The sequence below is a fragment of the Clostridioides sp. LIBA-7678 genome (assembly GCF_056716065.1).
Window position 1 is genome coordinate 20,134 of the sequence record NZ_CP196988.1, and the last position, 26,338, is coordinate 46,471.

33 protein-coding genes are annotated in these 26,338 nt (G+C 25.2%); all 33 read left to right on the plus strand.

Annotation, left to right across the window (positions count from 1 at the left end):
• Positions 1-20 precede the first annotated feature (20 nt).
• The 33 genes from ACTG46_RS19555 to iscB all read left to right on the plus strand — a co-directional run bounded on the left by ACTG46_RS19555 (position 21) and on the right by iscB (position 25,927).
• Positions 21-389, plus strand: coding sequence for a hypothetical protein (locus tag ACTG46_RS19555; RefSeq protein ID WP_479924105.1), 369 nt, complete (start codon positions 21-23; stop codon positions 387-389).
• Positions 390-443: 54 nt separating this feature from the next.
• Positions 444-752, plus strand: coding sequence for a hypothetical protein (locus ACTG46_RS19560; RefSeq protein WP_479924106.1), 309 nt, complete (start codon positions 444-446; stop codon positions 750-752).
• Between the two features lie 23 nt (positions 753-775).
• The gene (locus ACTG46_RS19565; RefSeq protein ID WP_479924107.1) at positions 776-988 is read left to right on the plus strand and encodes a hypothetical protein; all 213 of its coding nucleotides are present in this window, start codon (positions 776-778) and stop codon (positions 986-988) included.
• A gap of 218 nt (positions 989-1,206) precedes the next feature.
• Positions 1,207-2,157: a hypothetical protein gene (locus tag ACTG46_RS19570; protein ID WP_479924108.1), complete on the plus strand. Its 951-nt coding sequence runs from the start codon at positions 1,207-1,209 to the stop codon at positions 2,155-2,157.
• 100 nt (positions 2,158-2,257) lie between these two features.
• The gene (locus tag ACTG46_RS19575) at positions 2,258-2,845 is read left to right on the plus strand and encodes a hypothetical protein (protein WP_479924109.1); all 588 of its coding nucleotides are present in this window, start codon (positions 2,258-2,260) and stop codon (positions 2,843-2,845) included.
• Between the two features lie 112 nt (positions 2,846-2,957).
• The gene (locus tag ACTG46_RS19580) at positions 2,958-3,305 is read left to right on the plus strand and encodes a hypothetical protein (RefSeq protein WP_479924110.1); all 348 of its coding nucleotides are present in this window, start codon (positions 2,958-2,960) and stop codon (positions 3,303-3,305) included.
• Positions 3,306-3,315: 10 nt separating this feature from the next.
• On the plus strand, positions 3,316-3,546 hold the full coding sequence (locus ACTG46_RS19585) for a hypothetical protein (protein WP_479924111.1): 231 nt from the start codon (positions 3,316-3,318) through the stop codon (positions 3,544-3,546).
• Positions 3,547-3,591: 45 nt separating this feature from the next.
• On the plus strand, positions 3,592-3,804 hold the full coding sequence (locus tag ACTG46_RS19590) for a hypothetical protein (protein WP_479924112.1): 213 nt from the start codon (positions 3,592-3,594) through the stop codon (positions 3,802-3,804).
• 32 nt (positions 3,805-3,836) lie between these two features.
• The gene (locus tag ACTG46_RS19595) at positions 3,837-4,742 is read left to right on the plus strand and encodes a hypothetical protein (RefSeq protein WP_479924113.1); all 906 of its coding nucleotides are present in this window, start codon (positions 3,837-3,839) and stop codon (positions 4,740-4,742) included.
• Positions 4,743-4,918: 176 nt separating this feature from the next.
• Complete coding sequence (locus ACTG46_RS19600) at positions 4,919-5,917, plus strand: nucleoid-associated protein (RefSeq protein WP_479924114.1); 999 nt, start codon at positions 4,919-4,921, stop codon at positions 5,915-5,917.
• 88 nt (positions 5,918-6,005) lie between these two features.
• The gene (locus tag ACTG46_RS19605) at positions 6,006-6,419 is read left to right on the plus strand and encodes a hypothetical protein (RefSeq protein ID WP_479924115.1); all 414 of its coding nucleotides are present in this window, start codon (positions 6,006-6,008) and stop codon (positions 6,417-6,419) included.
• A 10-nt stretch (positions 6,420-6,429) separates the two neighbouring features.
• Positions 6,430-6,870: a hypothetical protein gene (locus tag ACTG46_RS19610; RefSeq protein WP_479924116.1), complete on the plus strand. Its 441-nt coding sequence runs from the start codon at positions 6,430-6,432 to the stop codon at positions 6,868-6,870.
• A gap of 9 nt (positions 6,871-6,879) precedes the next feature.
• Complete coding sequence (locus tag ACTG46_RS19615; RefSeq protein ID WP_479924117.1) at positions 6,880-7,329, plus strand: hypothetical protein; 450 nt, start codon at positions 6,880-6,882, stop codon at positions 7,327-7,329.
• A 50-nt stretch (positions 7,330-7,379) separates the two neighbouring features.
• The gene (locus ACTG46_RS19620; RefSeq protein ID WP_479924118.1) at positions 7,380-7,739 is read left to right on the plus strand and encodes a hypothetical protein; all 360 of its coding nucleotides are present in this window, start codon (positions 7,380-7,382) and stop codon (positions 7,737-7,739) included.
• A gap of 21 nt (positions 7,740-7,760) precedes the next feature.
• Entirely contained in the window at positions 7,761-8,204 is a 444-nt protein-coding gene (locus tag ACTG46_RS19625; protein WP_479924119.1) for a hypothetical protein, read from the plus strand.
• A 5-nt stretch (positions 8,205-8,209) separates the two neighbouring features.
• A complete protein-coding gene (locus tag ACTG46_RS19630) occupies positions 8,210-9,100 on the plus strand; it encodes a radical SAM protein (RefSeq protein ID WP_479924120.1) in 891 nt (296 codons plus the stop codon).
• A gap of 4 nt (positions 9,101-9,104) precedes the next feature.
• A complete protein-coding gene (locus ACTG46_RS19635; RefSeq protein ID WP_479924121.1) occupies positions 9,105-9,335 on the plus strand; it encodes a hypothetical protein in 231 nt (76 codons plus the stop codon).
• Positions 9,336-9,351: 16 nt separating this feature from the next.
• On the plus strand, positions 9,352-10,116 hold the full coding sequence (locus ACTG46_RS19640) for a VWA domain-containing protein (RefSeq protein WP_479924122.1): 765 nt from the start codon (positions 9,352-9,354) through the stop codon (positions 10,114-10,116).
• Between the two features lie 92 nt (positions 10,117-10,208).
• Positions 10,209-10,385: a hypothetical protein gene (locus tag ACTG46_RS19645; RefSeq protein WP_479924123.1), complete on the plus strand. Its 177-nt coding sequence runs from the start codon at positions 10,209-10,211 to the stop codon at positions 10,383-10,385.
• A 36-nt stretch (positions 10,386-10,421) separates the two neighbouring features.
• Positions 10,422-10,682: a hypothetical protein gene (locus ACTG46_RS19650; RefSeq protein ID WP_479924124.1), complete on the plus strand. Its 261-nt coding sequence runs from the start codon at positions 10,422-10,424 to the stop codon at positions 10,680-10,682.
• Positions 10,683-10,730: 48 nt separating this feature from the next.
• Entirely contained in the window at positions 10,731-10,883 is a 153-nt protein-coding gene (locus ACTG46_RS19655; protein WP_479924125.1) for a hypothetical protein, read from the plus strand.
• A 146-nt stretch (positions 10,884-11,029) separates the two neighbouring features.
• A complete protein-coding gene (locus ACTG46_RS19660; protein WP_479924126.1) occupies positions 11,030-11,236 on the plus strand; it encodes a hypothetical protein in 207 nt (68 codons plus the stop codon).
• 73 nt (positions 11,237-11,309) lie between these two features.
• Positions 11,310-11,561 (plus strand): hypothetical protein, encoded by a 252-nt coding sequence (locus ACTG46_RS19665; protein WP_479924127.1) that lies wholly within the window; start codon positions 11,310-11,312, stop codon positions 11,559-11,561.
• The gene (locus tag ACTG46_RS19670; RefSeq protein ID WP_479924128.1) at positions 11,554-11,694 is read left to right on the plus strand and encodes a hypothetical protein; all 141 of its coding nucleotides are present in this window, start codon (positions 11,554-11,556) and stop codon (positions 11,692-11,694) included. The genes ACTG46_RS19665 and ACTG46_RS19670 overlap by 8 nt, the downstream gene beginning before the upstream one ends.
• A gap of 48 nt (positions 11,695-11,742) precedes the next feature.
• Positions 11,743-11,985, plus strand: a complete 243-nt coding sequence (locus ACTG46_RS19675; RefSeq protein WP_479924129.1) for a hypothetical protein — start codon at positions 11,743-11,745, stop codon at positions 11,983-11,985.
• Between the two features lie 233 nt (positions 11,986-12,218).
• On the plus strand, positions 12,219-12,665 hold the full coding sequence (locus ACTG46_RS19680; protein ID WP_479924130.1) for a hypothetical protein: 447 nt from the start codon (positions 12,219-12,221) through the stop codon (positions 12,663-12,665).
• A gap of 174 nt (positions 12,666-12,839) precedes the next feature.
• Complete coding sequence (locus ACTG46_RS19685; protein ID WP_479924131.1) at positions 12,840-13,382, plus strand: DUF1653 domain-containing protein; 543 nt, start codon at positions 12,840-12,842, stop codon at positions 13,380-13,382.
• Between the two features lie 10 nt (positions 13,383-13,392).
• On the plus strand, positions 13,393-13,611 hold the full coding sequence (locus ACTG46_RS19690; protein WP_479924132.1) for a DUF6877 family protein: 219 nt from the start codon (positions 13,393-13,395) through the stop codon (positions 13,609-13,611).
• Between the two features lie 14 nt (positions 13,612-13,625).
• Positions 13,626-14,432 carry a DNA adenine methylase gene (locus ACTG46_RS19695; RefSeq protein WP_479924133.1) on the plus strand — a complete coding sequence of 269 codons (807 nt, stop codon included), beginning with the start codon at positions 13,626-13,628 and terminating at the stop codon, positions 14,430-14,432.
• A gap of 101 nt (positions 14,433-14,533) precedes the next feature.
• On the plus strand, positions 14,534-16,090 hold the full coding sequence (locus ACTG46_RS19700; RefSeq protein ID WP_479924134.1) for a flotillin family protein: 1,557 nt from the start codon (positions 14,534-14,536) through the stop codon (positions 16,088-16,090).
• Positions 16,091-16,467: 377 nt separating this feature from the next.
• Positions 16,468-17,022 carry a hypothetical protein gene (locus ACTG46_RS19705; protein WP_479924135.1) on the plus strand — a complete coding sequence of 185 codons (555 nt, stop codon included), beginning with the start codon at positions 16,468-16,470 and terminating at the stop codon, positions 17,020-17,022.
• Between the two features lie 2,066 nt (positions 17,023-19,088).
• Positions 19,089-24,221: a hypothetical protein gene (locus tag ACTG46_RS19710; RefSeq protein ID WP_479924136.1), complete on the plus strand. Its 5,133-nt coding sequence runs from the start codon at positions 19,089-19,091 to the stop codon at positions 24,219-24,221.
• 353 nt (positions 24,222-24,574) lie between these two features.
• The gene (gene iscB / locus ACTG46_RS19715) at positions 24,575-25,927 is read left to right on the plus strand and encodes an RNA-guided endonuclease IscB (protein ID WP_479924137.1); all 1,353 of its coding nucleotides are present in this window, start codon (positions 24,575-24,577) and stop codon (positions 25,925-25,927) included.
• Positions 25,928-26,338: the final 411 nt, after the last annotated feature.

The window sequence follows — 26,338 nt, forward strand, 5'->3', positions numbered from 1 at the left end:
AACAAAATGAGGTGGTTTAAATGAGGATGTTATCATTTGAATGGTCATTAAGTAATGCAGTTAGATTAAGGGAAGACATAACTGATGAAGCAGTAAAAAAACAAATGGAAACATTAAAGCAAATGGTAGTTATATTAAATAAAAAGATAAAATATGAGTTAAATAATGTAGAAATAGTTAAATGTAAGGTAAAGAATTGTAGTGGTCTTAATAGTAATTTTCTTAATAATAATGTATCAAAGAAAGGTAATATATCAAGGTATCAGGTTAAACATATTTTATTTATATATATAGCTAAAAAAGGAAGAAAAAGTACTTGGAAAGAAGTTTGTGAAATTGTTAATTCTATTCAAAAAACAGAATTTAATTTTGTAAAGATAGATAAATAAATCAAGTGAAAGGAGCTACACTTTATAATATGTTGATAAGGTGTAAAGAGTAAAATGTGTAAAAATGATTTAGTAAGTATAAAAATACCAGACTGGAGAAAGAAAGAAGATTTATTTTACCAGGGAAGAGTACAGCTTTTATCACATAAAAAATTGTATCGTGTAATGGGTAAGAAAAAACAATATTATTTAATAGAATTACATACAAATCATAAAAAAGAATATAGAATTGCATATTTTGATATTCAAGAAGGGAAGAGAGGAATTGTAAAAATTAAAAAATGTAACTCTCTAACAGAAGCTATTAATTGTTTTGAATTATGTGTTAAAGAAAAAAAGGATAAAGGATATTGTAGAGGATAAAGTAGAAAGGAAGTATTTAAGATATGAAAAGTATAATCTTAGTGGATAATATAAAATGCTATTGGAATAATATAAGCCCCAAATATTTTTCTTCTGATGAATGCAAATATAAAATAAAAAAGCTCAAAGAATCAGGAAAATATATGGATGTGAAGAGAGGTTCAAGTAAAGTTGTATCAAATCAAAGATATTATAGAATACAAGTTCTTATCAAAGTTCCGTTTTCAACTAATTAAATAATGATAAAAAAAGACATTCTTAATTTAAGAATGTCTTTTTTTGTTTATAAGCTTCCCTTGACAATTTTGACCAAAGATAATATCATAATCAATATAGCTGGAAGTTGATATTAAATTCCGTAAGTATATATTTAATTATATGATTAAATATATACTTACGGAATTAAAGAAGAAATTTTGAATACAGTATTTTATAAATTTTAGGGGGGAATAAGATGTTAAACTTAGTTAATTTTATGAAAAATGGTAAAGATGGATTTTTTGAGGAAATTGACAATGGAGTAAACACAAAATATATTTGTAAGATTGCATCAAAGAATGATTACGTAAAATATTTATATTTTTCAGATGAATCTAGCTCTAAAAAAATGTATTTTGCAGGTATTTATGATTGTAAAAACGATAGTTTTTACTATAGTAGTGGATATGCACCAACAGATTACTTTAAATTTTTAGCAATGGAAGATGTTAGAAGATATAAGATATGTGAATATAAGCTACTTTTTACAGATTCAGTTTTAAATCGTATTATAGAAAAAATAAAATTTGATGAGAAAAATTTAAATTTAAGTGAAGAAGATAAAAGTTCAATTTTAAAAACAAATAATCATTTAATTAGAGATGAAATTTGCAGACAAAAATCAGAAAGATTATTTTTAAAAGATAAAGAACCAGATGTTAATAATATACTTTTAAATTATGATTTATACAATATAAGTAAAGTTGATTTAACTAAAATATATAATGCTATTGTGGATTTTAATGATGAAGTAGAAAAAGAAGCAACGATATGTATTGAAAATAATAAGAAAAAATTGTATATAAATCTAATATTTATAGAAAAAATAAAAAAACAGCTAGATATATTTAATAAGGATAGTAATGCAATAGAATTAAGAAATATATCTAGAATAATATCAGATAAGACAAGAAAAACACTTAATATAAAAATAAATAAAAATGGGAAAATATTTGATATAAAAATAAAGAATGATATAGATTTTATGTATTTTAATGCATATATAGATTATACAAATATATATAATAAAGAAAAAAGAAAAGAATTTTTAAATGAAGTAAGAAAAGGTGATATATATAAAGAAGATATATATTTCAAAGAAATAATAGAAATATCATTTAATAGAAATATATTATATAAAAGATAAAAATAATATATTTCTATATATATCATTAATATATTGTATTTGAAGTTAAAGATATCATTTAATAGAGAATATATTATATAAATCTTAGGGGGAGTTTATTGTGATTAAATATTGTAGAGAGAAATGTAACAGTATTTATCATGCTATACTTGAGAGTTTTGAGATAGCAGGATATTTAAGTGAAGAAGAACTTAACAATTATATATCTGAGCTTGTAAGAATTGATTTTAAAAAAAAAGAAAATAAAGAAGAATATCATAACTTTATTCTAAATAAAGTAAAAAAAAATAAACTTTATCTTGAGTTTATAAGTAACAATGTAAAGATTTGTCCTTATTGTGGTTTTGTAAAGCCTATTTCAAGCTTCTACTTGTCAGCATCTAAAAATACACATTCTTCAACATGTAAGATTTGTAGTCTTAAAATAACTAAAAAATATCGAGAAGAAAATAAAGAACAGTATAAAAAGAAACAAAAAGAAAGATACAGAAATCTGAATTACGAAGATAAAAAGAGGCTTTTAGATACAAATAGAAGTTATAAAGCAAAATACTATATATCAAAGAAAATTAAAAGAGAATTAACTGAAAATGAAATATCAAGAATAAGAGAATTAACTATTCATAAGAATATGACCCCAAATTCCATATTAGAATCTGGAATTATAAAAGTATTTAATAAGATATAAATAATAAATAAGATATTTGATAAATATTCATATTTATTATATCAAATATAAATTTATATATATGTATATATAATAAATATTTATATAAATAAATATATGATAGGAGAAGAATATGTTTGATTCAGGTATACCATTTAAAGTTGGAGCAATAAATAAAAATATATTAACAAATAATAGTTTTTATACAGTTAGAAATAAAGAAGATTTTAATAAAAATACTATAGAGATAAAAGTAATTAAAGGCTATATAGGAAATGAATATCTAAAGATAACAGAGGATATACAAGCTACACAGATAAAGATATTTTATAGAAGTATTATTAATGGAGAATATTTTGTTAGGTCTAAAGAAATTACTTTGTATAAAGGTAATTTCTATAAAGAAGATGGGAAAGTGAGAAAAAGATTATCAAAAGAAATACTAAGTGCATTAAAAGAATTTAATACTGTTAATTGCTAGAGGTATAAATATGAATAATAAATTAGAAAAAGGACAAGTTGTATGTTTGAAATGTAGTAAATATAATCACGAACTTAAAAAGAGCTATGTCATTGGAACTATAGTAAATAAAACAGATGAATATATTGAGATTAGTATTGAAGAGATTAAAAGTATTTGTAGGTTTTACAGTGATACATTAGAGGAAATAAGTATGGTTAATCCTCGATATTATATATGTATATCTGCAGAAGTTATTTAGACTTAGTGAAAATAGGTTAAATTTAAAAATCTGGGGGGAGAAAAAATGAGTAAAGTAAATGAATTACAAGCTATTAAAAAGTTTGATGAAATACTAAAATCATGGGATGGATTACCTGAGCATGTATACAGTAGAGACTACAGAAGAGCCTTTATTATTTGGATAGAAAAGCATAAAAATAGAACATTACATAATTATCACATAGTAGAAATCATGAATAATGAAAAGAATTTTGAAACTGCTCCATTTTGGAATTAAATATTTATAGTAATAAAAAGAGGAGGGAAAGTATGGAGGGTTATTCGTATAAAATAAATAAAAATTTGTTTAGCTTCAGCTTTATAAATAATACAAATGAAAAGTCTAGTGATAAGGAAATTTTCAATTTATCACATTATATTCTTCTAGAGAAAGTATTGAACTTTATGAAAAAAAGAGGATTTAATATTTCTAATAATAACAATGTAAAATTTAATAGTTTCTATAAATCTAAAAAAGATATTGTTCTTAGACATTTATCCAATTCAAATAACAGATATTGGACTTTTATAGACCATAATCTAAAAAATGAAGAAGATTTTTTACATTCTATGATTTCAGAATATAGTGAAGAAGATAGAGGAGGAGTATATGGTATAAAAGAAAACTTAGAGTTTATTTCAACTGTATTCAAACATGGATTTTTAATTCAATTTTTTCAAAGCAATAATTTAAATAATAAACTAGATAGTTATTATTTTGAATTTGATAGAGCTTCTTATTTAACAAGACTTATGTACATAAATGAAACAAAAAAGATAGCTGAATTTATAGAAAATCTAGTTCCTGAAGCTAGACATATTGTAGACATAGATTTTAAATTGGCTATTAACAAAATTAAATATGATTATGTTATGTCAAAACATCATTCTCAAAATGATATATGTTTTGATTTAGGAGAACTTGATGGAACTACATGTGATAATAGTTTAAATAATGTTGATAGAGACAATAAAACTATTTTTAATGGGGATATAAAATACTTTAGATACAATGGAAGGCTTCAAAGAGTAAAAGTTTATCATAATATAAACAGTCTTTGGTGGGGGATTTTAAATAATACTGAATGTGTAAATGTCCTGGCTTCTGAGTTATTCAATCCTACAAAAGAGGAATTTAAGTGCAGAAGATATATATGTGGAAATTCTAAATTATGAATTATACCCCATTAGTATAAAGAGAAAATAATAGAATACATAATAATTATTAGTAGGGATGTAATATACCCTAGAGCTTATAGACGCTTAATAAAAATGTTACAAAAGACAGTTGAAGTTGATTAGTTCAATATAAATGTAATAGTAAATTTAAAATAAAAGGATGGTGTTACCAAATGGTAATAGAAAAATTCATAATACATGTTTTAGATAAAAATAGTGATGTCCCAGTACTGAATGATTTTGAGGGACAAATAAATCAAGATATGGAAATATTTTTTACAAAAGCAATAAAGAAGGTTTTAAAAGATGATAGTTTGAGAAAAGGATTGTTTAAAGAATATAATGATAATTTAATAAAAAAATGTTGTGAACAAATTATATATAATAAAGAATCTTTTATAGATAATTCAAAAGAAATTGCATCATATCTATTTGATATTATGTCAGTGTCTTCAGATATAAATTCTTGTGATTTAGCAATTTGCTTGTATTCAACAAAGAATGAAACAAATATAGCTATATTAAAGCTAGAGTATAAAAAATTGTATAATCATTCAATAAATTATATTGATGATAAATTCAATATTCAAATGTCTCCAAATGAGGTTGCCATTTCAGCTGTAGTAAGTCATAAACAAGCAGCAATAATAGGAGTAAGTGGGATAAATGATGAATATCATCTAATGCTTTTAGATAAGGATGCTGAAAAAGAAGATAAAGAATCAAAATTTGTTACTGATTTTCTATGTGCTGACAGAGTTTATGATGATAAATATAAAACAAAAATGTTTAAAAATGAAGTTGAAAATTGGATAACTAATTCTTTGAAGGAAGATATAAAACAAGCAGAAGATTTTAGAAGTTTATTAAATTATGAGTTAAAAGAAAAAAATAGTATAGATGTTAATGAATTCATTGAAACTCATATAGAGGATGATGAATTAAAAGAAAATCTAAAAGAACGTTTAGAAGAAAAAAATGTAGATAAAAGCTTTGAAATTGATAAAAAATGGATAGAAAAAAAGCTTAAAAAGAGAAATGTAAAAACAGATAATGGCTTTGAAATAAAAGGAAATTTATCAGATTTTGAAAACCCAATGAAATATGGAATAAGTAAAAATCCTGATGGTAGTGTAAATATAGTTCTTAAGAATGTAAGTTTTATTTCATAATTATATGAAGCCAAAAGAATCATACAAAATATAAGTTTGATTCTTTTGGGAGATATCAAGTATTTAAATTAATTATAGGAGAAATTAAATGATAAAATGTCCTTTTACTTATAAAGATAATAAGAATAATGATGTCTATAAAACTATTGGAATAAGTATCCCAACTAAACAATATAAGTTACAAAAAATTTATGATAAAACTTTAAAAAAGAAACTATGTAAATATGGATTTACTTCAAATATGGAAATATATAAAGATATAAAAAATAATTATTATCATGATAAAGAAGAAAGTTCAAGTAAATTAGTTATATACACAAAGGAAGCTGATTCTAATTATATATTAGCAATGGATTTAAATAAATTCACTTCTATTATTAGAGAAAAAACAAATTACATAGAATCTTTACATGAGATTCTAGCTTCTACCTGGACGATAGCAAAATTGATGTTTTTATTTTTAATACTTTACATTATATGGATAATAACATTTGGAATATAGGAGTTATAATATGAAAAATATGGTGAGGAACTGTTTTATTTATCAAAATGTTAATAATGGAAATAAATGTGTAACCGTAGGAACAAGCATTCCTGTTGATAAATTTAAATTACAAAGTATATATGATGAAAATATGAAAAATGAAATTTATAAATATAGCTCTTTTTATATTAAATATGAATCAAATTTTTCTAAGCATAATATATACAAAGATATTAAAGGTGAATTGTACCATGATAAGGAACAAAATCCTGAACAATTAGTTATATATAAAAATCTACATGATTCTTCAGGAGCATTTGCTACATCAATAAAGGAATTTATTTCAGTAAATCAAGAGTTTATTCAAGGAAAAAATATAGAAGTTTTGAAGCTTTTATTTGCTTCACTATTTCTTATTACTGTTATGGTAGTTTCTATTATTATAATGATTATTAAGTATCAAATATAAGGAGGTAAAATGAGTGATATAGTAAAAACTGACTACATATATAAAGATAAAACATATAAAGATTATAGAGTGGTAGGAATAAGCTTACCAGTTGAAAACGGTAAATTACAAGATATTTATAATGAAAATATGAAACAAACAATAAATAAAGATAGAAAATTTAAGGTTTTAGATAAATCAAATGGATTGTACACATTAATATATACGGATAAAGAAGATAATTATTATCATGGTAAAGAACAAGGTCCTGAAAAATTAATTATATATGAAGAATGTGGAAGTAATAATTCTATGTTATTTCTAACATCAATAGATGATTTTCTTTCAGACAAACAAGAATACATGCCAACTAAAAAGTCTGAGATTATAGGAATAGTATGTTTTGGGATGATTTTATTATTTTTTCTATTAGCTCCTATATATTTATACTTACAATTTAAAAATGCAATAGGAAGATAAAGAGTAATATTGAAGTCAACATTATGTGAAATTAGGAAAGGGATATCATCATGTTTTTCTCAAAGTGTAAAGTATGGGATGAAGATAAAAAAACTATGTATTGTTATTCAGAGATACCTCTTAAAATACTTTTAGAAGATGAAATTAACATAAAAGATATATTGTTTTATACAGATAGATATGACTCTCAAGGTAAGGATGCATGTATGGGTGACATATTAAAAAATAAGTATGTAGGACTTGGAATAATTGAATTTGGAGAATATCATCAACCCTGTGGAAATAAACATATTGGCTTTTATGTCAGACCTCTAGATAGTGAATATATAAGAAAAGATTTAATTTATTGGCTTGATAAAAGTGAAATTATAGGAAATAAGTATGAAAATAGAAACTTACTAAAAAGATAAATCATAATATGAGGAGATTTTATGTACAAATATACATTAATTGTATCTAGATATTATTATTCTTGTCATACATTTATTGTTAGATTTGAGGAGAATGATTTTATAGAAAATTATTTAAATTTTGCTAAAGAATTATATACATATATGAAAGGAGAGGATGATATAAAAAAATTAGACTTAAGTGTTTTTAATGGTAATCGTCCAAAACGAAAATATATAGTAAAAGATATTCATTCAGAGTTATACATTATTAGTTCTCCATATATAGACTATTTCAAAGGAATAGCAAAAGAATATGAGAAAAAAGCATTAGTATTAAAGAGATTTGCAGTTAGTGAAAAAATTAAAAATATAGCTTCTAATAATCATTCTTACAATAGAATAGAAGAAATAGTTAATAAATATTTTACTATTAGGTACAAATATGATGGAAACAATATATATAAAATTTTAAAGGAGAATTGATTGTATTGAAGGTTGGACTAATTGATGTTGATGGGCATAACTTTCCAAATTTAGTGTTAATGAAAATAGCAGCCTGGCATAAGGAACAAGGGGACAGTGTAGAATGGTATGAACCACTATTCTCAACAAACCTAGACAGAGTGTATATGAGTAAAGTATTTACAAATTCTAAAGATTATTTTTGGAATATAAAAGCTAGAGAAATTATAAAAGGTGGGACAGGCTATTATTATCCATCAGGTGGAGAACCTTTGAATGATAAAATAGAACATCAATATCCTGACTATAGTTTGTATGATATAAAAAATATGTCTTATGGATTTTTAACAAGGGGATGTCCTAGAAAATGTTCATTTTGTATTGTTTCAGAAAAAGAGGGTATAAGAGCGATAAAAGTTGCAAACATAGAAGAATTTTGGAAAGGACAAAGAAAAATTAAGTTACTAGATGCTAATTTATTAGCTGCTAAAGAGCATCTTGAATTGTTGGACCAGTTAATTTATACAAAAGCATACATAGATTTTTCGCAGGGTCTAGATGCACGACTATTAACTAAAGAGAATATAGAAAAAATAAAAAGAATTAAGATAGATAGAATTCACTTCGCTTGGGATTTTATGGGTGAGACTGACAAAATAATACCTAAATTGGAATGGTTTAAAAAAGAAACAAATTTGGGATATGAAAAACTTAAGGTTTATGTCTTAGTTAATTATGATACTACAATGGAAGAAAACCTATATAGAGTATATAAGCTAAAGGAGCTAGGCTATGACCCATTTATAATGGTATATGATAGGGATAATTCTAGTAGAGAAATCAGAAGATTACAGAGATGGGTTAATAATAAAATAATTTTTAGAAGTTGTTCAAAATTTGAACAATATAAAGGGTGAATCTATGAATCAAATTAATGTTAATTTAGCTTTAAAAAAATTTGATGAACTATTAAGCAGTTATGATAATTTACCTAATTATGTTTATACAGCTGAATATAAGTATAAATTTTATTACTGGATAAGAGAGCTTTATGAAAAGGATTGTTTAAAAAGTAGTTTAATAATTGAGCTTTTGAATTTAGAAGAAGATATAAAAATGAAATCAATAAATCCTAATAAAAGCTTTAATTAAAACCAAGGAGATTGCTATGAAAAACATATTTAATTTTAGAAATAAGAAAAATTGTAATGAATCTAATAAAAATTTAGATACAGATTTAGAATCAGCAAAAACTAAAGTTGATTTAAGAAAAAAAGCTATAAGCAATATCTGTTTAACAAAACAAGAGTTCAAGGGAATAAATAATGTTAAATTTAATGTTATTGTCGTAATTGCTGCTTCTGGTTCAACTTCAAACTTGTATATAAATGGCACAATTCAAAATGTTATTAATAGATTACTACCAATGGCTCTTAAATTTGATGATGATGGGGAGTTAAAACTTTATTTGTTTAATCATAAATTTTTCAAAGAAAAAAATGTGACTATGGATAATTTTTTTAATTATGTTAAAGAAAATGATTTATATAACAAGTATGTATATGGAGGAACTAATTATTCTTCAATAATGAAAGCCATTATTAATCTTACAATGAATATTGAAAAGAATAATAATCCAACATATGTAATTTTTATTACAGATGGAGATAACTCAGATAAAGAGGAAGCTAAAAAAGTAATAATAGAAGCTTCTGATAAACCTATCTTTTGGCAATTTGTAGGTGTTGGCAATGAAAGGTTTAAATTTCTAGAGTTACTAGATAATATACCAGGGAGAGTAATAGACAATGCTAATTTTTTCTCTTTGAAAGATATAAATGAAATATCAGATACAGAATTATATGAAAAGATTATGAAAGAGTTACCTACTTGGTTCAAAGAAGCCAAAGATAAGAAAATACTAACATTATAGTCAACTGCCAGCTACCCTAAAGGGGAAGTGGCTTGTAAAAAGCTATATGGTATATGTATTTTACACATTGACTTATAAAGGAGACTAAAAGTATGTATGTTAAAGGTAATAAGATTACGTTAGCTTGTATTAACTGTGAAGGTATAGAAGAACAAGAGTTTATAGAATATTTTTATGTTAATGAAGAAAATAGAACAAAAGAAAGATGGAAGTGTTGTAATTGTGGTGAAATTAATGATATTTATCAATTAAAAGATATAAAAAAATAAAATTTTAGTTTTAACACCTAAAAGGAGGTAAAGAGTATGCGATTTGAAATAGGAAAAACATATGTATTTGATAAACAAAGATTTTTTGATAGACAAAAAAATATATATACTATTTTGGGAATCAATTCTCTTAAGAATATGAAAAATTATTGGATGGAGTCAGTTATTGGAATTGAATTTACAATAAGTAAAGATGACTTAGATAAAAGGAGCTATAGCTTTAAAGAATTTGAAGATGGTTATCCATATTCTGTTTCTCCAAATTGGTGTATAGAAATAAATAAAATAACAATTTAATTATTGTGGGATATAGGGAATAAAGCTTTTTAATATATGGAGGGTACTATGGGAATTCCATTGAGTAATTATAAATTAAAAAGAGCAAAAGAGATTTATGATATGGGAGAAAATATTTTTATTGCAATTGATAAGGCTAATAAAGAATTTGAATCTATGAATAAGTACACTAATAAAAAGACAGAGAAGAATAAAAAATGACTAATTATAAATGACAGATGAGGAATATTATAGGTCGCATTTAAGTGTATATATGCAACTAATAGATGCATTATATCAGAAGATTCTAGAGTTAAAATATTGGACTTATAAGAACTTGAAAATTGATTGAATAGTGGGGTAATAGTATGGTGAATTGTTCAAGAGTCAATTACATAGTTGGAAGGTCAAGATTACTTTATAACAATAAAGAAAGCATAAATAATTCTATAAAAAGAGCTGAAGGAGAATATGAAGATATCTTGAATGGTAAAATTGATTTTTTATTTAAAATGAATGAGATAGATTTTGTTGAATGGATAAAAATTATAGGAATGGATATAAAGCAGCAATAAAAAAATCTTACAAATCATATTAAATGAGAATGTATTAAGATACTGAACAGTTACTTATTAGGAGGGAATATAAATGATTTTAAATATGGCAGTTAACAAATCAAATGATTTATCTAAAGAAAAGTTAAATGTACTTAAATATAGTGCAAACTTTATGGATGAGTTTAATCTAGAAGATGAAAAAGAAAAAGAAGAATTTATAGAAATTGGACTAAGAATATGTCAATCAGTTTTTAAAGTTTTAAAAACACAAGGTCTAGAAAAAGACATACAAAATGCTATGAATAGAGATAATTATAATTTAAAGGATGATAGATTTGAATAGATTAATAAATAGGTTAAAAAAAATAAAAGAGCTTTTAGTTTCAAAGAAAAAAATAGATGGATATGACTTAGTTCATAAATATATATCTGAAGATGATTATAAATATTTATTAGAAAGAATGAAAAATAAATAAAGATGACTTTAAGATTAAAAAAGGATAATAACTTTATTTGTAAAGTAGGTGAGAAATATCAGTGAAAATATTGATTTAATTAGTCCAATTGATTTAATTAGTCCATTTGTTGAAAAATTAGACACCAGCGAAAATGTAAAAAGTATATTAAAAAAATTATTATCTCTTGATGGAGAAAGTCAGGAAATAGTAAGAGATTTTATTGTTATGAGTGGCATGGCAAATGATGAAATAAAAATATGTATTGATTCTATTTTAAAACTTGATAAAGGATGTAAAAATGAGGAATAAAGAAGTTAAAAATTTGTTATTCAGGAGTTATATTAAATTTAAAACAGGGTGTGATAAGAGTGGGAAAAAGAGTAAAAAAAACAATAGATTCTGAAAAAAAGATTATACTTGGTGAATCAGTATTAGAATTTATTGAATTAGTTTGGGGTTTTGTTAAGGGATACCTTTTACAGTAGAAAAATATAGATTAAAGAAACTATTGAGATTTAAATTTAAAAAAGGACGTGATTATAGTGTATAAGGAATTAAAAGAAAGAATAGATTTTAGAAAAAGTATTATTTGGGGTAGAGTAATATCAGGTATGACATGGATTTTTTTAGGGCTTTCATTTAAATATTATATTTTTAATATTCCTTTTGTAATTTTTCTATTATTAGAAATGCCTTTTATATTTAAAAGAACAAAAGATTCAGAGGAGATTGAAGATGAATTTTTCGAGGATTTAAGACAAGCAGATAGTGTTACATTTGACCTATTAAAGTTAACATTAGCAATTTCTCTTTTAGTTTTTGCAGTATTAAAGATGTTTGGAACATTGAAAGTATCTTTAGTAGATATGGAAATGATTATTGCTGTTTTGTTAGGATGTATTAATATATTTCATATACTTATTCTTAAGTGTGAAGAATATAAATGTGCTTCTGAAGAAGAATGTAAATGTGTTTCTGAAGAGGAATAGTATTATCAAATAGAAATATTCACCTTAACTACTTTCAAATATCACTGAAGGTAGTTAAGGGTTTTAAATAAATGGCCAATATAAGTTTGTTAATAAAGTTATCAGTTTATAGACTTATTTTGAACTACAAAAAGAATCTTCCACTATGAAAGAATATGTTAGGAGTTGATTAAAGTGGGCTTATTGGTTCAATGTGATTTATGTGAAAAAATGATTAAAGAATTTAAAGTCTTTGGAATATGTAAACTTGGTGAAAAAGAACAAAGAATAAAGTACTTGTGTGAAGAGTGTTATAACAAAACTTTTATAGAGAAAATTAATAATGATGAAATTCTTAAAAAAAGAAAATTCAAATATCCTTGTATCTATAAACATTTCAAAGGAAAGTACTATGCAACAATGGGTATTAGTAAGCCTATCTCACGTTCAGATTTTTATGATGTATTATTATTATCTAAACAAAACTCATTAACAGCAAAAGATAAATTTAAGTCTATATATACTGAGAAGGATAGTTTAATTGTTATATATAAAGATTTTTATGGAAATTTTTATCATGATGAAGAAGAAAATCGCAAGGAATTAGCAATTTATCAATCTTTATATGATGATAGTTGGCCATATGCAAGACCATTAGAGCTATTTTTATCTAAAGTTGATAAAGAAAAATATCCAAATTTTATACAAGAATATAGATTTGAGGAATTTGAAAAGTAGGTTGATTCTAATGTTAGATACTAAGAATAAAGTAGAGATAAATGATATAGAACAGTTAAATGCAATACTAGGAAAATATAATCTAGGCATAGAAGTCTTACAAGATATAGATAAAAGAATTTCAAACTGGTTGGCCAGTGGCAGAAATATTGATGATAATTATATATGGCAACAGTGTAAATATGTTGAGAATATCATAAATATATGTAATATAAGTAAAACTAATTAAAGAGAGGATATAAAATGGAAAAAGTTCTAAATTGGCCTGGAGCAAAATGGAGTATGGTTACTAATATAATAAAGATACTTCCAAAGCATAAAATATATTTAGAACCCTTTTTTGGAAGTGGAGCAGTATTCTTTAGTAAAAAAGTATGTAACACAGAGATACTAAATGATGCAGATGGACAGATTGTAAATTTATTTAAATATATAAGAGATAATCCAAAAGAATTAGCAAATGCTATGTATTTTACCCCATATGCTCGAGATGAATACATGAATTGTAATATTGTAGAAACTGATAATAATATAGAAAAAGCTAGAAAATTTATAATAAGAACAAACATGGCTAGAGGAGGAGTCCAAAAACATAAACCTGGGTGGCGACACACAGGGCCTGAATTAAGTACTCAATGTTTTCAAAAGACTATAGGTAAGTGGAACAAGCTTCCAAAAAATATTTTAGATATAGCGATAAGATTAAAAGATGCAGAAATAGAAAATAGGGATGCACTAGAGTTAATAAAAAAATATGATAGGAGTGATTGCTTAGTATATGTAGACCCTCCATACTTATTGCAAACAAGAACAAAAAGGATATATAATATCGAGATGGAAACAGAAGAAGAACATAAAGAATTACTAAAGGTGCTTCTAAAGTTCAGTGGTTATGTAATTTTAAGTGGATATGATTCCGATTTGTATAATGAGGTACTTAATGGGTGGAATAAATTAGGTTTTAAATCATTTGCAGAGTCTGGAAAAATAAGAAAAGAGATTTTATGGTGTAACTTTGAAATTAATAAACAGCTTAGTTTATTTGATTAAATAGAAGAGAAATTTTTAAATTAAATTAGATAGAATTATATAGATAAAGAATAGCTTTTGAAGAATAAAATCTAATATTAAAAACAAAAGGGGATTAAGATATGTTTAATATGTTAGCAAACAATGTGGGAGTAATAATAAGTGGATTAAGTGTAGTAACATTAGGTTTTATAGTGGCAACTGGATATGTAAAAGCTCCAACTGATAAAGCATACATAATTTCAGGAATAAAAAAAGAACCAAGGATAGTTATTGGTAAAGCAACAATAAAAATACCATTTTTAGAAAGAAAAGATGAATTAATACTTCAATTAATACCAATTGATGTTAAAACAGCAAGTACAGTTCCAACTGGAGACTATATAAATGTAAGAGTAGATTCTAATGTCAATATAAAAGTAAGTACAGATGAAAAATTAATACAATTAGCAGCACAAAACTTTTTGGGAAAAGAAAGTGCTTATATAGCAAAAATAGCAAGAGAGGTGCTAGAAGGTAATGTTAGAGAAATAGTTGGAAAAATGGAGTTACAGGAAATGGTTAAAGATAGACAAAAATTTGCTGGACTAGTTAAAGAAAATGCAGAACCAGATTTAAATGCTATGGGATTAGAAATAATAAGTTTCAATGTCCAAAATTTTGTTGATGATAGTGGTGTAATAGAAAACCTAGGTATAGACAATATAGTTTCTATAAAAAAGAACGCAGAAATATCTAAGGCTAATTCAGAAAAAGAAATATCAAAAGCTAAATCAATTGCAAAAAAAGAGGCTAATGATGCTTATGTAGAATCTGAACAAAGTATACTTACTAGGAATAATGAATTAGAAATAAAGAAATCTGATTTAAGGAAAGAAGAAGCAGCTAAAAAAGCTGAAGCAGATATGTCTTATAAAATACATGAAGAAAAACAAAGAAAAACATTAGAAACAGTACAAGCAGATGCAACTATAACAAAACAAGAAAAAGAAATTGAAATAAAACAAAAAGAAGCTCTAATAAAAGAAAATGAACTTGAAGCAACAGTAAAGAAGCAAGCAGATGCAGAATATTATAAGAAACAAAAAGAAGCTGAAGCTGAAGTTTATGAAAAACAAAAATTAGCAGATGCAGAACAATATAAAGCTAAAAAAGAATATGAAATATTAAAAGATAAAGCTGAGGCTGAATTAGTTGCTAAAAAAAATGAAGCAGAAGGAATAACATCAGTAGGTGAAGCAGAAGCAGCAGCTATAAAGGCCAAATTATTGGCAGAAGCAGAGGGTCTTAGTAAGAAAGCAGACGCAATGGCTAAGATGCAACAAGCAGCAATAGTTGAAATGATAGTTGATAGACTTCCTGAAATAGTCAAAAATGCTGCAACTCCATTAGCAAAGGTAGAAAGCATAACAATGTATGGAGAAGGAAATTCTGCTAAGTTAGTTGAGGATGTTATGATGACATCAGGTAAAGTAATAGAAGGAATACAAGCATCAACAGGACTTGATATAAAGTCTTTGCTTGCAGGAGCATTGGGTGGAAAGTTACTTTCTACTAATAAATATGAAATAGATAAAATCGATGAAGTAGTAGATAATAAACTAAATGAAACTACAGATATATTAGAAGAAGAAATAGATAATGGAGTAATTGAGACTACAGATACATTAGGTGACTAATAGGAAAAAAGTAATGAAAGAAGTTTTATTATATAGAATTATAGATAGCTTTTGGATTATAAAAAAGGAATTTAATATTAAATTCCTTTTTTATTTGTTGTTAGATTGAGTATCTAATTTACCTAAAATCCAAAGAGTTATAATAAAAATAACAGATGAATTAATCTTAAAAATACAGATAGCTTAAATAAAAAGTAATTCACCCACATGTGGCTTAAGAACACTTATATATGTATGGAGTGATAACTTCAGAAATCTTTAGAGAACGATACCATATTTTAAGTTGTAGACCATAAACTCTTAATAGAAAATACTATTGAATATAAACGTGGTATAATATAATTAATATAAGAAAAACTAATAGAGAGGTAATTTTAATGAGTGATATAATATTAAATGAAATATATAAAACAAGAGAGAAAATGCTCATATTATCCATTAAGGAATATGAGTCTAGTATTAATAATCTATTTGATAAATTAAATTATCTAAAAATATCAGAAGAACAAAAGGACACTATAAATAAAATAATAGATGAATTAGAAAATATAAAAAATGCTATTGAAGATATAGATATATCATCTATTCCTGAAGAAATAGAAGATACATTTCAAAACTATATATCTGGAAAAATACCAATTGCAATAAAAATAAAAGGTAAAAGATTTAACGTGAAAACTTGGCAAGATTTATTTGAAGTAGTTGTTAATTATTTTGCTGAATTAGATAAAGATAAGTTTTTAGAATCAGTAGAAAATTATCCATATATTTTGAGTAATAAAAATGAAAATTTTAGATATATTCAATCAGTTGATTTATACTTAAAAGTAAAAGATGTAGGATATGTAAAGATTAAAAGATTCCTAAATCTGTTAACTAGTAAATTTGACTTTGATATGGAAAATGATATTAAGTTGATATTTAAATCATAACAAAGACTAATATTAAAATAATGCCATTTTAAGATGTTAAATCAATTGTATTAAAAGAAATAAATAACGGTTCTTAATGGCATTTAAGGCCTTGTTCAAAATAGAAAATATGTTTGGTAAAAAAAACACTTTGTTATAAAGTGTTTTTTTATTTTGTATGTAAATATGTGAATTTATAAATAAAATTGTAAAAGATATCTAGATATAAATATATATAATAAAGATAGAAATATTCAATATATAATTATATAAATTGGTAAATGAATAATAAAATATAATATAAAAATATATGCATATATATAGTATAAAAATAAAAAGTGATAAGATGTATATATATGAAAACTTGAAAAAAATAAAAAAATATATTATAATTAATATAGCTAAAAATTTATTAAAACTTATATGATACACTAAAAAGTTTTAAGTATTGAAAGGGACTAATTAATATGTTCCTTTATTTTTTTGTATATAAATATATTGATTTATTTTGTATAAAATATTATAATAAGATAAATAAAAGAAAAAAGCGTATACTTTTTAGAAATAAAAATAAATATAAATGTTCCCCTATAACAAGAGATTATCTAAGAAAATCTCTTTTTTTTTATATATATTTATTGAAAATATATATTAAATATGTTATATAATATATAGGCTCATTTTAAATTCTTTGGTATGATAATATGAAATATAATATTTTATGTTGTCTGTATATAATTATAAAATAATAATTATTTTTGATTATTTTAGATTGTATATAAGTTTGTCTAGACTCTTAAATAAAAAAGAACTATATATATATAGTTCTTTTTTATATATAAAATAAATAAGTATATATAATACTTGATTATATATATTGGATATACTATAATAAATATAGACAAGTTTTATATTCCCAAATATTTTATTGTTTTGTATTTAGTGTATAGGAAATTATGAAAAAATAAAATTCTTCCTCATAATTTCTGTTTTCAATGTAAATATAAAAAGAGGGCTATATAGTCCTCTTTTTATATTTATATTAAGAAAGAAATGATATAGAATATATATCATTTTTAATATAACAAATAAAAGACTTGAAATAATATAAGTGAAGAAGTATAATAAATATAGGAACAAGTCTTCTGCATGTATATATGATAATATGGAAAAAGAAACTATAATGTATAAATATATTATAGTTTCTTTTTGTTTTAGATGTATATATAACTTGAAATAATACAGTGAAAGAAGTATAATAAATATAGACATAAATTTATAGCAAATATGTAATAAAACTCCTTATGTTTTATCTGATATGATAAAGTAAAGAAACTATAATATATAAATATATTATAGTTTCTTTTTATTTTAAATATATAACAAAATACTTGAAATAATATAACAAAAGAACTATAATAAGTATAAATAATCATTTTGTTTTGATAAAGTTAGATAATCTACTATGAATAAGATGTTATATAATTACTATGATATAATTTATCATAGACTCCTGTTTTATATTCTATATTTAAAAGATGAATCACGATAAAAGAACTATAGTATATACTATAGTTCTTATATTATTAATTAAAAATGTTGATATAAATATATATTTGTATTATAATTTAGTTAGAAATAAGTTATCACTCATATATAATAGAAAAAGGACTATATTTATAAATAGTCCTTTTTCTATTATATAAATAATTGTATATAATGAATTATATATATAACATTATTGAAATAAAAAAACATATATGATATTATGTATATATACTTTTTTTCTTTTGAGTTGTGATTTTTAAGATATGCTTCCTATTTTTATAAGGATAAATAAAGACTATAGTTAAAACTATGGTCTTTATTTATGTATTGAAAAAGATAATATAAAATGAAATGAAGATAAAGGCTACATTGATAATGTAGTCTTTATTTTTATGAATATATAATATATATAATATAAAAGTATATATATTATTACTAAATAATATATAGAAGAATATATATTATTTATATTGTAATATATAAGAACTATTAATATATATTCTTATATAAATCAATTTGGAAGTGAGGTGATTAAATTGGTGAAAAATAAGATTGTAACAGCTATGTTAGTCATAATGCTAACAAGTACATCTATAGTAAGTTCTTATGCAGATAATGGAGGAGGAGCTTTTGTTGATAATAATGTTAAAACTGAATTAAAAGATGATGGCAAAGGAAATATAGTTGATAATGAAGGAAATATAATAGGAAGCACAGATGTAGATGAAGAAGACACTAATAAGGATGATGCTAATAAAGATGATGCTAACAATGAAAACAATTCTAATCCACCAATTAATAGTAGTGATGTAAATGAAAATACTACATCTAAAAATATAATTGTAAATGATGGAATGTATTTAAGTGTAGAAGTAAGTACAAATCAATCTGAAATTGGATATATACCTTCTTTTGAAATAGAATTACAGGACTCTAAAGGTAATTATATTGATAAAGTAAATGTAACTGAAAAAGATTTTAATAAAAAGGAAAATAGCTATTTAGTAAAATTTAATAATGTTAAAAGTTATAAATTAGGAGATAAATTTAAATTCTGTTTAAGAGGAAAAACTGACAATGTAATTAAGTCAATTTTAATGTTAGATAATGATGGAAAATCATTATATGTAAATAGAGAGAAAATGATTGAAAAAACAATTGGAGAAGAGTTTAGTACTTTAAAAAATGTAGATAAAAGTTTACCAGAAGGTGCTAAAAATGCCCCTATAAGGACTAAATTAATAACTGATACAAATCTAGTTGCTATAAAAGTTTTGGATTTAAAAGACAACCCTGTGAAAAACTTTAAAATAGACATTGAAAGAACATACAATAATTCTAAATATAGAGTTACTACAAATGACAAAGGGTTAGTGTGGCTAACTAGAGATAAAGTAGAGCCAAGGATAATATTAAATTCTGTAGATAAAAAATTTGAATTTGATACAGGTAATGGGCAAGATGAAATAGTGTACCCAGTCATTTCTAGTAAAACACATTTAGATAGCTTCATGTCTAATGTGGTGAAAATTAGAAATGCTGAGATTTCAAGTTCATCTAATCAGCAGCTAAATAGAATTAACCTAGATTTTAAAATAAATGGAAATACTGATTTGAGTGAGAATTGGACACAGTTAAGTATCTCCTTGAAAAATAAAAAAACTGGTATAGAATCTAAATTTGATATTAGTTCTAAAGATAAATATATAGAGAATATTCCAAATGGAGATTATTCAGTAAATATTGAATCTAAGTATGCAAGTGTAAAACATAATAAGAATATACATGTTTCAAATGGGCAAGGAAACTTAAGTTTGAGTGTGTTTCCAAGAAACAAATTTCAAGTTTATAAGGAGCTTGATGGTAAGAGATTAGATTATAATTTTTCAGTAATTAATGTTGAAAATGTAAAAAATAAAGAATACAAAGGTAAAGAGCCAATAAACTTCTCTGTTATGTCAGGAGAAACATTTATGGTTCAAGACAATGAAACTGGAGAAGTATTCACTGTTGATATACCAGATAAGGCAGGTGTAACAACATTAATATTGGGTGAAGGTAAGATATTAAATAAAGAGGGAATAATATCACCTCATACACAAGATATGCTACCAGTACAAATAGGTATTTTATCGGTGGTAGGTATATTATTAATATTAACAATTCTTAGAATGTTACATTCAGATAAGAAAAATGGAAAAAATCATTTTCTAATGTTTATGTTAATTAGTAGTGTTTTATTGAGCACACCAATAAAAACATTTGCTGATAGTGGTGGTAGCTCAGGTGGAGGTTCAGGAGGGGGCTCAGGTATTACTTCTGACCAATTAATCGTTAATGGTTATGCATATAACGCAAATTACTGGACCTTAAATGGACAAAATGTAAATCAGGTAATAATGTTTGGATTTGTGCCAAATACAGGCAGCGTAAAAAATGGCCAAGCAACAGATGGAAGTGTAACCTTATTAACTGAAGATGCTACTGAAAATGATATTGTAAAATCATATAAGTTTTCATCAGAGTACATGAAATATTGTTTATTCATGCCAGTTAATAAGTCAACTGAAACAGATTTTAAAAATTCTGGGATATTAGGAACTTATTCAGATGCAACATATTATTTGATTGCTGGAAAAGATAGAATTTTTAATCAAAATAATCCTGATTCTTTAAATAGTTCTGAAATGACAAAAAGAATTGTTGGAACTCCATCAGCAGTTAAAGCAAATTCAAACAAAGTATTATCAACTATGGGAAATGCACTATATACTTCTGAAACCGATTCAAAAGGTGTTTACAAAGTTAATTACGGTGATAGTGTTGGAAATACTATAAGAAGCAAAGATGATGCCTGGAAACAACAATTTTTCCAAGATTATATAAGTTTAATGAAATCAAAAGGTGTTTCACAAAAGGACATAGATTATATTCAAGGCAAATATCAATCAGGAGAAGTTACATTCTTAATACAAACAATGCCTAGAATACATCTTCATAGTAAAGGAAAGCAAAATGGAATGTATATGCCAACATCATATATTTCCATGGCACTAGGATTAGCAGATTCAAAAAAAGTCACTGGTAATGATGAACAACAAAGAAGTGTATATTTTAGAGAATACAAATACCTTTATAGTCGAGGTGGAACAACAAGTAGCCCTAAAGCTGGTTATTGTACAAAGACTGGATGTTCTAGTTGGTGTAAAAGATTAGGTCATATTTCATCCTCTGGTTGGAAACCCATGCAAGGTGGATATGTAAATACCATTCAAGCTATAAATTCAGGAGGACCTGTTAAAAAGAATGTTTTTGGTGGATGGGGTTATCATCACTGGAAAGCTGGACAAGAGGCAAGTAAGAAACCAAAATTGTTTATACAAACTAAAATTGATTTATATAATTCAAATGGTACAAAAATTGGAGATATAACTAAACCTGCTAAAGGCTGGGATTTAGGTAAAGAGCTTATGGAATGTAAAAATATAAAAGAAATAGATTTAGTTGATAGTACAATAGAAAGTAATGGAAAAACGTACAAGATAGAAAAAGAAGCTAAAAATAAAATCAATTTAATTGATAAGAAAGATAAAGAGGGTCTTTTTAAAGAAAATTTAAAAGTTAAAAATCCATCTGTAATCTCTAGAGAAGAAGTTTTAAACTATGATAATACTGTAACTAAAATGTTAACTGATTTACTAAAACCAAATCAAGCTGACCAGTACAATACTTATTTAGGTGGAGCTAAAAATGCTGATAATGATTTTGGAGTAAATGAAGATTTCGATGATATGTCTGTAGATGATAAATATAAAGACAAAAAGGATGATAAAGGGGAGAAAGCTTTTTCAGATGCAGAAATGACTGTATATTTGAAAGCAAAAGAAATAGACTCAGTTGTTGATGATACTACTGGAAAAGATGTAAAAGAAGTCCCAGAATGGAGATTGTCAAAGTATTGGGACGATTTATCTAGTAAACTTGCATATGCAATTTACAAGGTATCTCATAGCTCAGATAGTACTTCTCATGTGAGTTCATCTTTAAATCCTTCAGGTTGGACAAATTTATCATTAAGAAATGTTGATTTAAAAAATAGTCCTTGGTTGAAGATTGAACCTAAATGGAAAGCTAGTCCACATGGCACAAATGTTAATCATGGTGGAACAACTTTCTCACAAGCTGTAGGTGGTACATTAGTAGCAACAAGAACAACTAAAGATATAGATACACTTAAATTTGCAAATTGGAAAAACAATGGATATACAAATGAAATAGCTTCAGCAGATAAAGGTGACACAAATTATAAATATAAAAATAAGAAAACAATGAATAGTAATATTGAAATTTACATGTTAGACCCAGTTTCAAGTTATATTCATAAAAAAGCTAATTATAGACACTCAACAGATAGTGAAGGCAATAGTGTTTGCAGATGTTACACATCTAGTGAAACGGCAAAACAAGCATATACACCAGCCACATACAAATTAGCTGTATCATATTATAGATACCATACAGGAACTGTTAATACAAAAGTACCTGGAGAATCTAAGGATATGAAAGAATCTTATAGTTATGAAACAAAGAAAACTACACCACTTAAAGTATATCCAGAAATATTCATGGCTCATTCTGATTTATCTGGGAATACAGCTATAGATATTGTTTCTGGAGAAAGACAAAGAACAATAACTCCACTTTCTTATAGCTACTTGAGATTAGATGCTAAAATCAATTCAAAAGTAGTTGGGACAAGTATAGCAACAGATAAAAAAGCTAAATCATTAGCAAGTAAAGTAGCAAGTGGTACAAAGGTAGGAAACTCCCAAGTAATCCATAAAGGAAGTGCTGTAAACCTATCTTATGTATTAGGTGGAACTGGAAAAGTAGATTGGGGAGACAAACCAACTTTAACAGCTAAAACTTATGCTTTAGATATAGGAAATACTGCTATTAAAAATTCTTGGGGAAATAGCAGCTATAGTACTGACAAAGTAAGAGATACTTATATGAATAAATTTGGAACAAAAACTGGTGATGGTTGGAAGTTCAAATTAAAAATGCTACCAAGCATGAATATAGGTGGAAAAGATTACAATGGTAAAGAAGTAACTAAAGATATAACTGGTAAGAATAAAACAACTGAAGAGTATCGTTTAGTAGTAAGAAGTGGGAAATTGACACTTGTTAATGGTAAAGGTATTAGTAGTGTTAATGATATTACAAAGGATATATTAAGTAAAATGAAGCTTAATACACAAGATACTGTATTAGATGTGTTTGAAAAATCAAAAGGTAAAGCTTTAAGTGAAGCAAATGTTGCTAACTTAATAAATGCTGTTAGAGGTACAAATGATGTTAAAGTTGGTACAGGTTGGTATAATGAAGATACAACTGTATTAATTATAAGAGAGTATACAACAGTATTTGAGTTGCCTAAAGCATATATGTATACTGACAAAGTTGCTATGAATATACCAGGAATAGAGTCCCCTATAGCTAAATCAGATTTCTATACAAAGGGACTTAAAGGACATACAAAATTAAAACTTACTGTAGATAAATCAGATTGCTATATACTATATGATGATACAGCTAAAAAAACTTGGAATGACAAAGAAATGAAATTCACTGTTCCAAATGTTTCTGTTTTAGATACAACAAAGTAATATTAAAAATAAAAGTACCTGAATTTTTCAGGTACTTTTTCATAGTTGACTAGTATGACAAAGAAACGGTATTATATATATAAAGAAACGAATTTGTATCATTAAGACGTCAACTGCCAACTACTTTAAAGGGTAGTAGCTTGTAAAAAGCTAGTTGAATAGCCTAAGTTTACACTACGTTATGTAAGAATATATAGGTACTTCAAGATACTTCTCTAGTCCTGAACTCTACGATATATTATTAAACATCACTGATGGTAGGTGAAGTGTGATATATTTAAAACCTTTCATAACATTGGCGAAGAGAGTCTACCACCATAAGGTGAGGTTAAATTATCTAAGAGGATTATATTATGGTATATGTGATTAGTTTTGAAGGAAAATCGTTAATGCCGACTAATAATGCAAAGGCTAGAAAATTATTAAAACAAAAGAAAGCTACTGTTAAAAGAGTTAATCCATTTACTATACAATTATTATATAAGACAGATACTGAATATATTCAAACTATAACATTAGGGATAGATAGTGGATATTTAAGTATAGGATTTTCAGCTATAGCAGAGAGTAAAGAATTAATAGTTGGAGAAGTAAAATTGCTTCAAGGTATGAAAGATAGAATATTAGAAAAAAGTCAGTATAGAAGAATTAGGAGACAAAGATTAAGATATAGAAAACCTAGATGGAATAATAGAAAAATAAAACAAGGATGGTTAGCACCAAGTTTACAACATAAATTGAATACTCATGTTAAACTTATAGATTATCTTAATACTATATTGCCTATCAGAAATATAGTATTAGAGGTTGCTAACTTTGATATACAAAAAATCAAGAACCCTGATATATCTGGTGTAGAATATCAGCAGGGAGAACAAATGGGTTTCTGGAATGTTAGAGAATATGTACTTCATAGAGACGGACATAAATGTCAAAATCCTAATTGTAAAAATAAGAGTAAAGAACAGATATTAGAAATACATCATATTAAGTACAAGAGTGAAGGAGGTTCTGATGCTCCTAGTAATTTAATAACTTTATGTAATAAGTGTCATACCTCTCCTAATCATAAAAAAGGGAAATTTCTATATGATTGGTGTGAAAACGGTAAAAAAGTTAGAGGTTTTAAAGATTCTACATTTATGTCAATGATAAGATGGTATTTATTAGAGCAGTTGAAAGAAAAATATACTAATATTAGGGCAACTTATGGTTATTTGACTAAAAATCATAGAATTGAACATGGTATAGAGAAAAGTCATTTTAATGATGCTTTTGCTATAGCTAAGGGTGTTAATCAAGTTAGAAATTCAGAAATATTTAAAGTTGAACAATCAAGATTAAATAATAGAAGTCTTGAAAAATTCTATGATGCAAAATATATAGACAGTAGAACTGGTGAAAAAGCTTCTGCAAGTGAACTTAATTGTGGAAGAAGAACTAGAAATAAAAATTTAAATTCTGAAAATCTTAGGGTGTTTAGAGGTCAAAAAATATCTAATGGCCAAAGAAGAATAAGAAAACAGAAATCATTATATCAGCCTAATGACTTGATTAAATATGATGGGAAGGTTTATACAGTTAAAGGTAGTCAAAATGAGGGTAAATACATAGCTTTAAAAGAAATCAAAAAGGTACCGAGCGTAAAACTAATTAAACCATATATCTTTAAGAAGGGATTAAATTGGAGTTATGGATTATGTTAGTAGAAATCATTCTAAGTATTTGTTATTAGTACATCTGATATTTAGAATTATGAATAGGCTTACATTCACTAACCTAAAGGTATAGTGGTAGTAGGGTGTCTGTTCATAAATAAGCTAAGTGTTAATTAGAGGAAGAATCACCTGAAGTGCTATTCGGGTGATTCTTAATTTTTTGCAATATTTTCTTTTTTGTTTACATTAGAATCAAATAATCATCATATTTGTCAAAATGGTAAGTTGTGGTATAATCTGTTTAGAGACTACATAGAAAACTATTAGGGTGAATATTTATTTACATAGACCTCCCATGTCACATCAAGAGGGGAGGTGATATCATGAAATATTTAATTTGTTTGTTAACGATAATAACATTTCTAACAACCATAACAATCAGTTTGATTAAATTGGTTC

What these genes read in the sequence shown, in the direction of transcription:
- ACTG46_RS19660 (WP_479924126.1), top strand. Translation starts at nt 11,030, where the DNA reads ATGGTGAATTGTTCAAGAGTCAATTACATAGTTGGAAGGTCAAGATTA.
- ACTG46_RS19665 (WP_479924127.1), top strand. Translation starts at nt 11,310, where the DNA reads ATGATTTTAAATATGGCAGTTAACAAATCAAATGATTTATCTAAAGAA.
- ACTG46_RS19600 (WP_479924114.1), top strand. Translation starts at nt 4,919, where the DNA reads ATGGTAATAGAAAAATTCATAATACATGTTTTAGATAAAAATAGTGAT.
- ACTG46_RS19705 (WP_479924135.1), top strand. Translation starts at nt 16,468, where the DNA reads ATGAGTGATATAATATTAAATGAAATATATAAAACAAGAGAGAAAATG.
- ACTG46_RS19570 (WP_479924108.1), top strand. Translation starts at nt 1,207, where the DNA reads ATGTTAAACTTAGTTAATTTTATGAAAAATGGTAAAGATGGATTTTTT.
- ACTG46_RS19565 (WP_479924107.1), top strand. Translation starts at nt 776, where the DNA reads ATGAAAAGTATAATCTTAGTGGATAATATAAAATGCTATTGGAATAAT.
- ACTG46_RS19635 (WP_479924121.1), top strand. Translation starts at nt 9,105, where the DNA reads ATGAATCAAATTAATGTTAATTTAGCTTTAAAAAAATTTGATGAACTA.
- ACTG46_RS19650 (WP_479924124.1), top strand. Translation starts at nt 10,422, where the DNA reads ATGCGATTTGAAATAGGAAAAACATATGTATTTGATAAACAAAGATTT.
- ACTG46_RS19595 (WP_479924113.1), top strand. Translation starts at nt 3,837, where the DNA reads ATGGAGGGTTATTCGTATAAAATAAATAAAAATTTGTTTAGCTTCAGC.
- ACTG46_RS19690 (WP_479924132.1), top strand. Translation starts at nt 13,393, where the DNA reads ATGTTAGATACTAAGAATAAAGTAGAGATAAATGATATAGAACAGTTA.
- ACTG46_RS19605 (WP_479924115.1), top strand. Translation starts at nt 6,006, where the DNA reads ATGATAAAATGTCCTTTTACTTATAAAGATAATAAGAATAATGATGTC.
- ACTG46_RS19640 (WP_479924122.1), top strand. Translation starts at nt 9,352, where the DNA reads ATGAAAAACATATTTAATTTTAGAAATAAGAAAAATTGTAATGAATCT.
- ACTG46_RS19560 (WP_479924106.1), top strand. Translation starts at nt 444, where the DNA reads ATGTGTAAAAATGATTTAGTAAGTATAAAAATACCAGACTGGAGAAAG.
- ACTG46_RS19700 (WP_479924134.1), top strand. Translation starts at nt 14,534, where the DNA reads ATGTTTAATATGTTAGCAAACAATGTGGGAGTAATAATAAGTGGATTA.
- ACTG46_RS19695 (WP_479924133.1), top strand. Translation starts at nt 13,626, where the DNA reads ATGGAAAAAGTTCTAAATTGGCCTGGAGCAAAATGGAGTATGGTTACT.
- ACTG46_RS19655 (WP_479924125.1), top strand. Translation starts at nt 10,731, where the DNA reads ATGGGAATTCCATTGAGTAATTATAAATTAAAAAGAGCAAAAGAGATT.
- ACTG46_RS19585 (WP_479924111.1), top strand. Translation starts at nt 3,316, where the DNA reads ATGAATAATAAATTAGAAAAAGGACAAGTTGTATGTTTGAAATGTAGT.
- ACTG46_RS19615 (WP_479924117.1), top strand. Translation starts at nt 6,880, where the DNA reads ATGAGTGATATAGTAAAAACTGACTACATATATAAAGATAAAACATAT.
- ACTG46_RS19555 (WP_479924105.1), top strand. Translation starts at nt 21, where the DNA reads ATGAGGATGTTATCATTTGAATGGTCATTAAGTAATGCAGTTAGATTA.
- ACTG46_RS19580 (WP_479924110.1), top strand. Translation starts at nt 2,958, where the DNA reads ATGTTTGATTCAGGTATACCATTTAAAGTTGGAGCAATAAATAAAAAT.
- ACTG46_RS19645 (WP_479924123.1), top strand. Translation starts at nt 10,209, where the DNA reads ATGTATGTTAAAGGTAATAAGATTACGTTAGCTTGTATTAACTGTGAA.
- ACTG46_RS19625 (WP_479924119.1), top strand. Translation starts at nt 7,761, where the DNA reads ATGTACAAATATACATTAATTGTATCTAGATATTATTATTCTTGTCAT.
- iscB (WP_479924137.1), top strand. Translation starts at nt 24,575, where the DNA reads ATGGTATATGTGATTAGTTTTGAAGGAAAATCGTTAATGCCGACTAAT.
- ACTG46_RS19620 (WP_479924118.1), top strand. Translation starts at nt 7,380, where the DNA reads ATGTTTTTCTCAAAGTGTAAAGTATGGGATGAAGATAAAAAAACTATG.
- ACTG46_RS19610 (WP_479924116.1), top strand. Translation starts at nt 6,430, where the DNA reads ATGAAAAATATGGTGAGGAACTGTTTTATTTATCAAAATGTTAATAAT.
- ACTG46_RS19590 (WP_479924112.1), top strand. Translation starts at nt 3,592, where the DNA reads ATGAGTAAAGTAAATGAATTACAAGCTATTAAAAAGTTTGATGAAATA.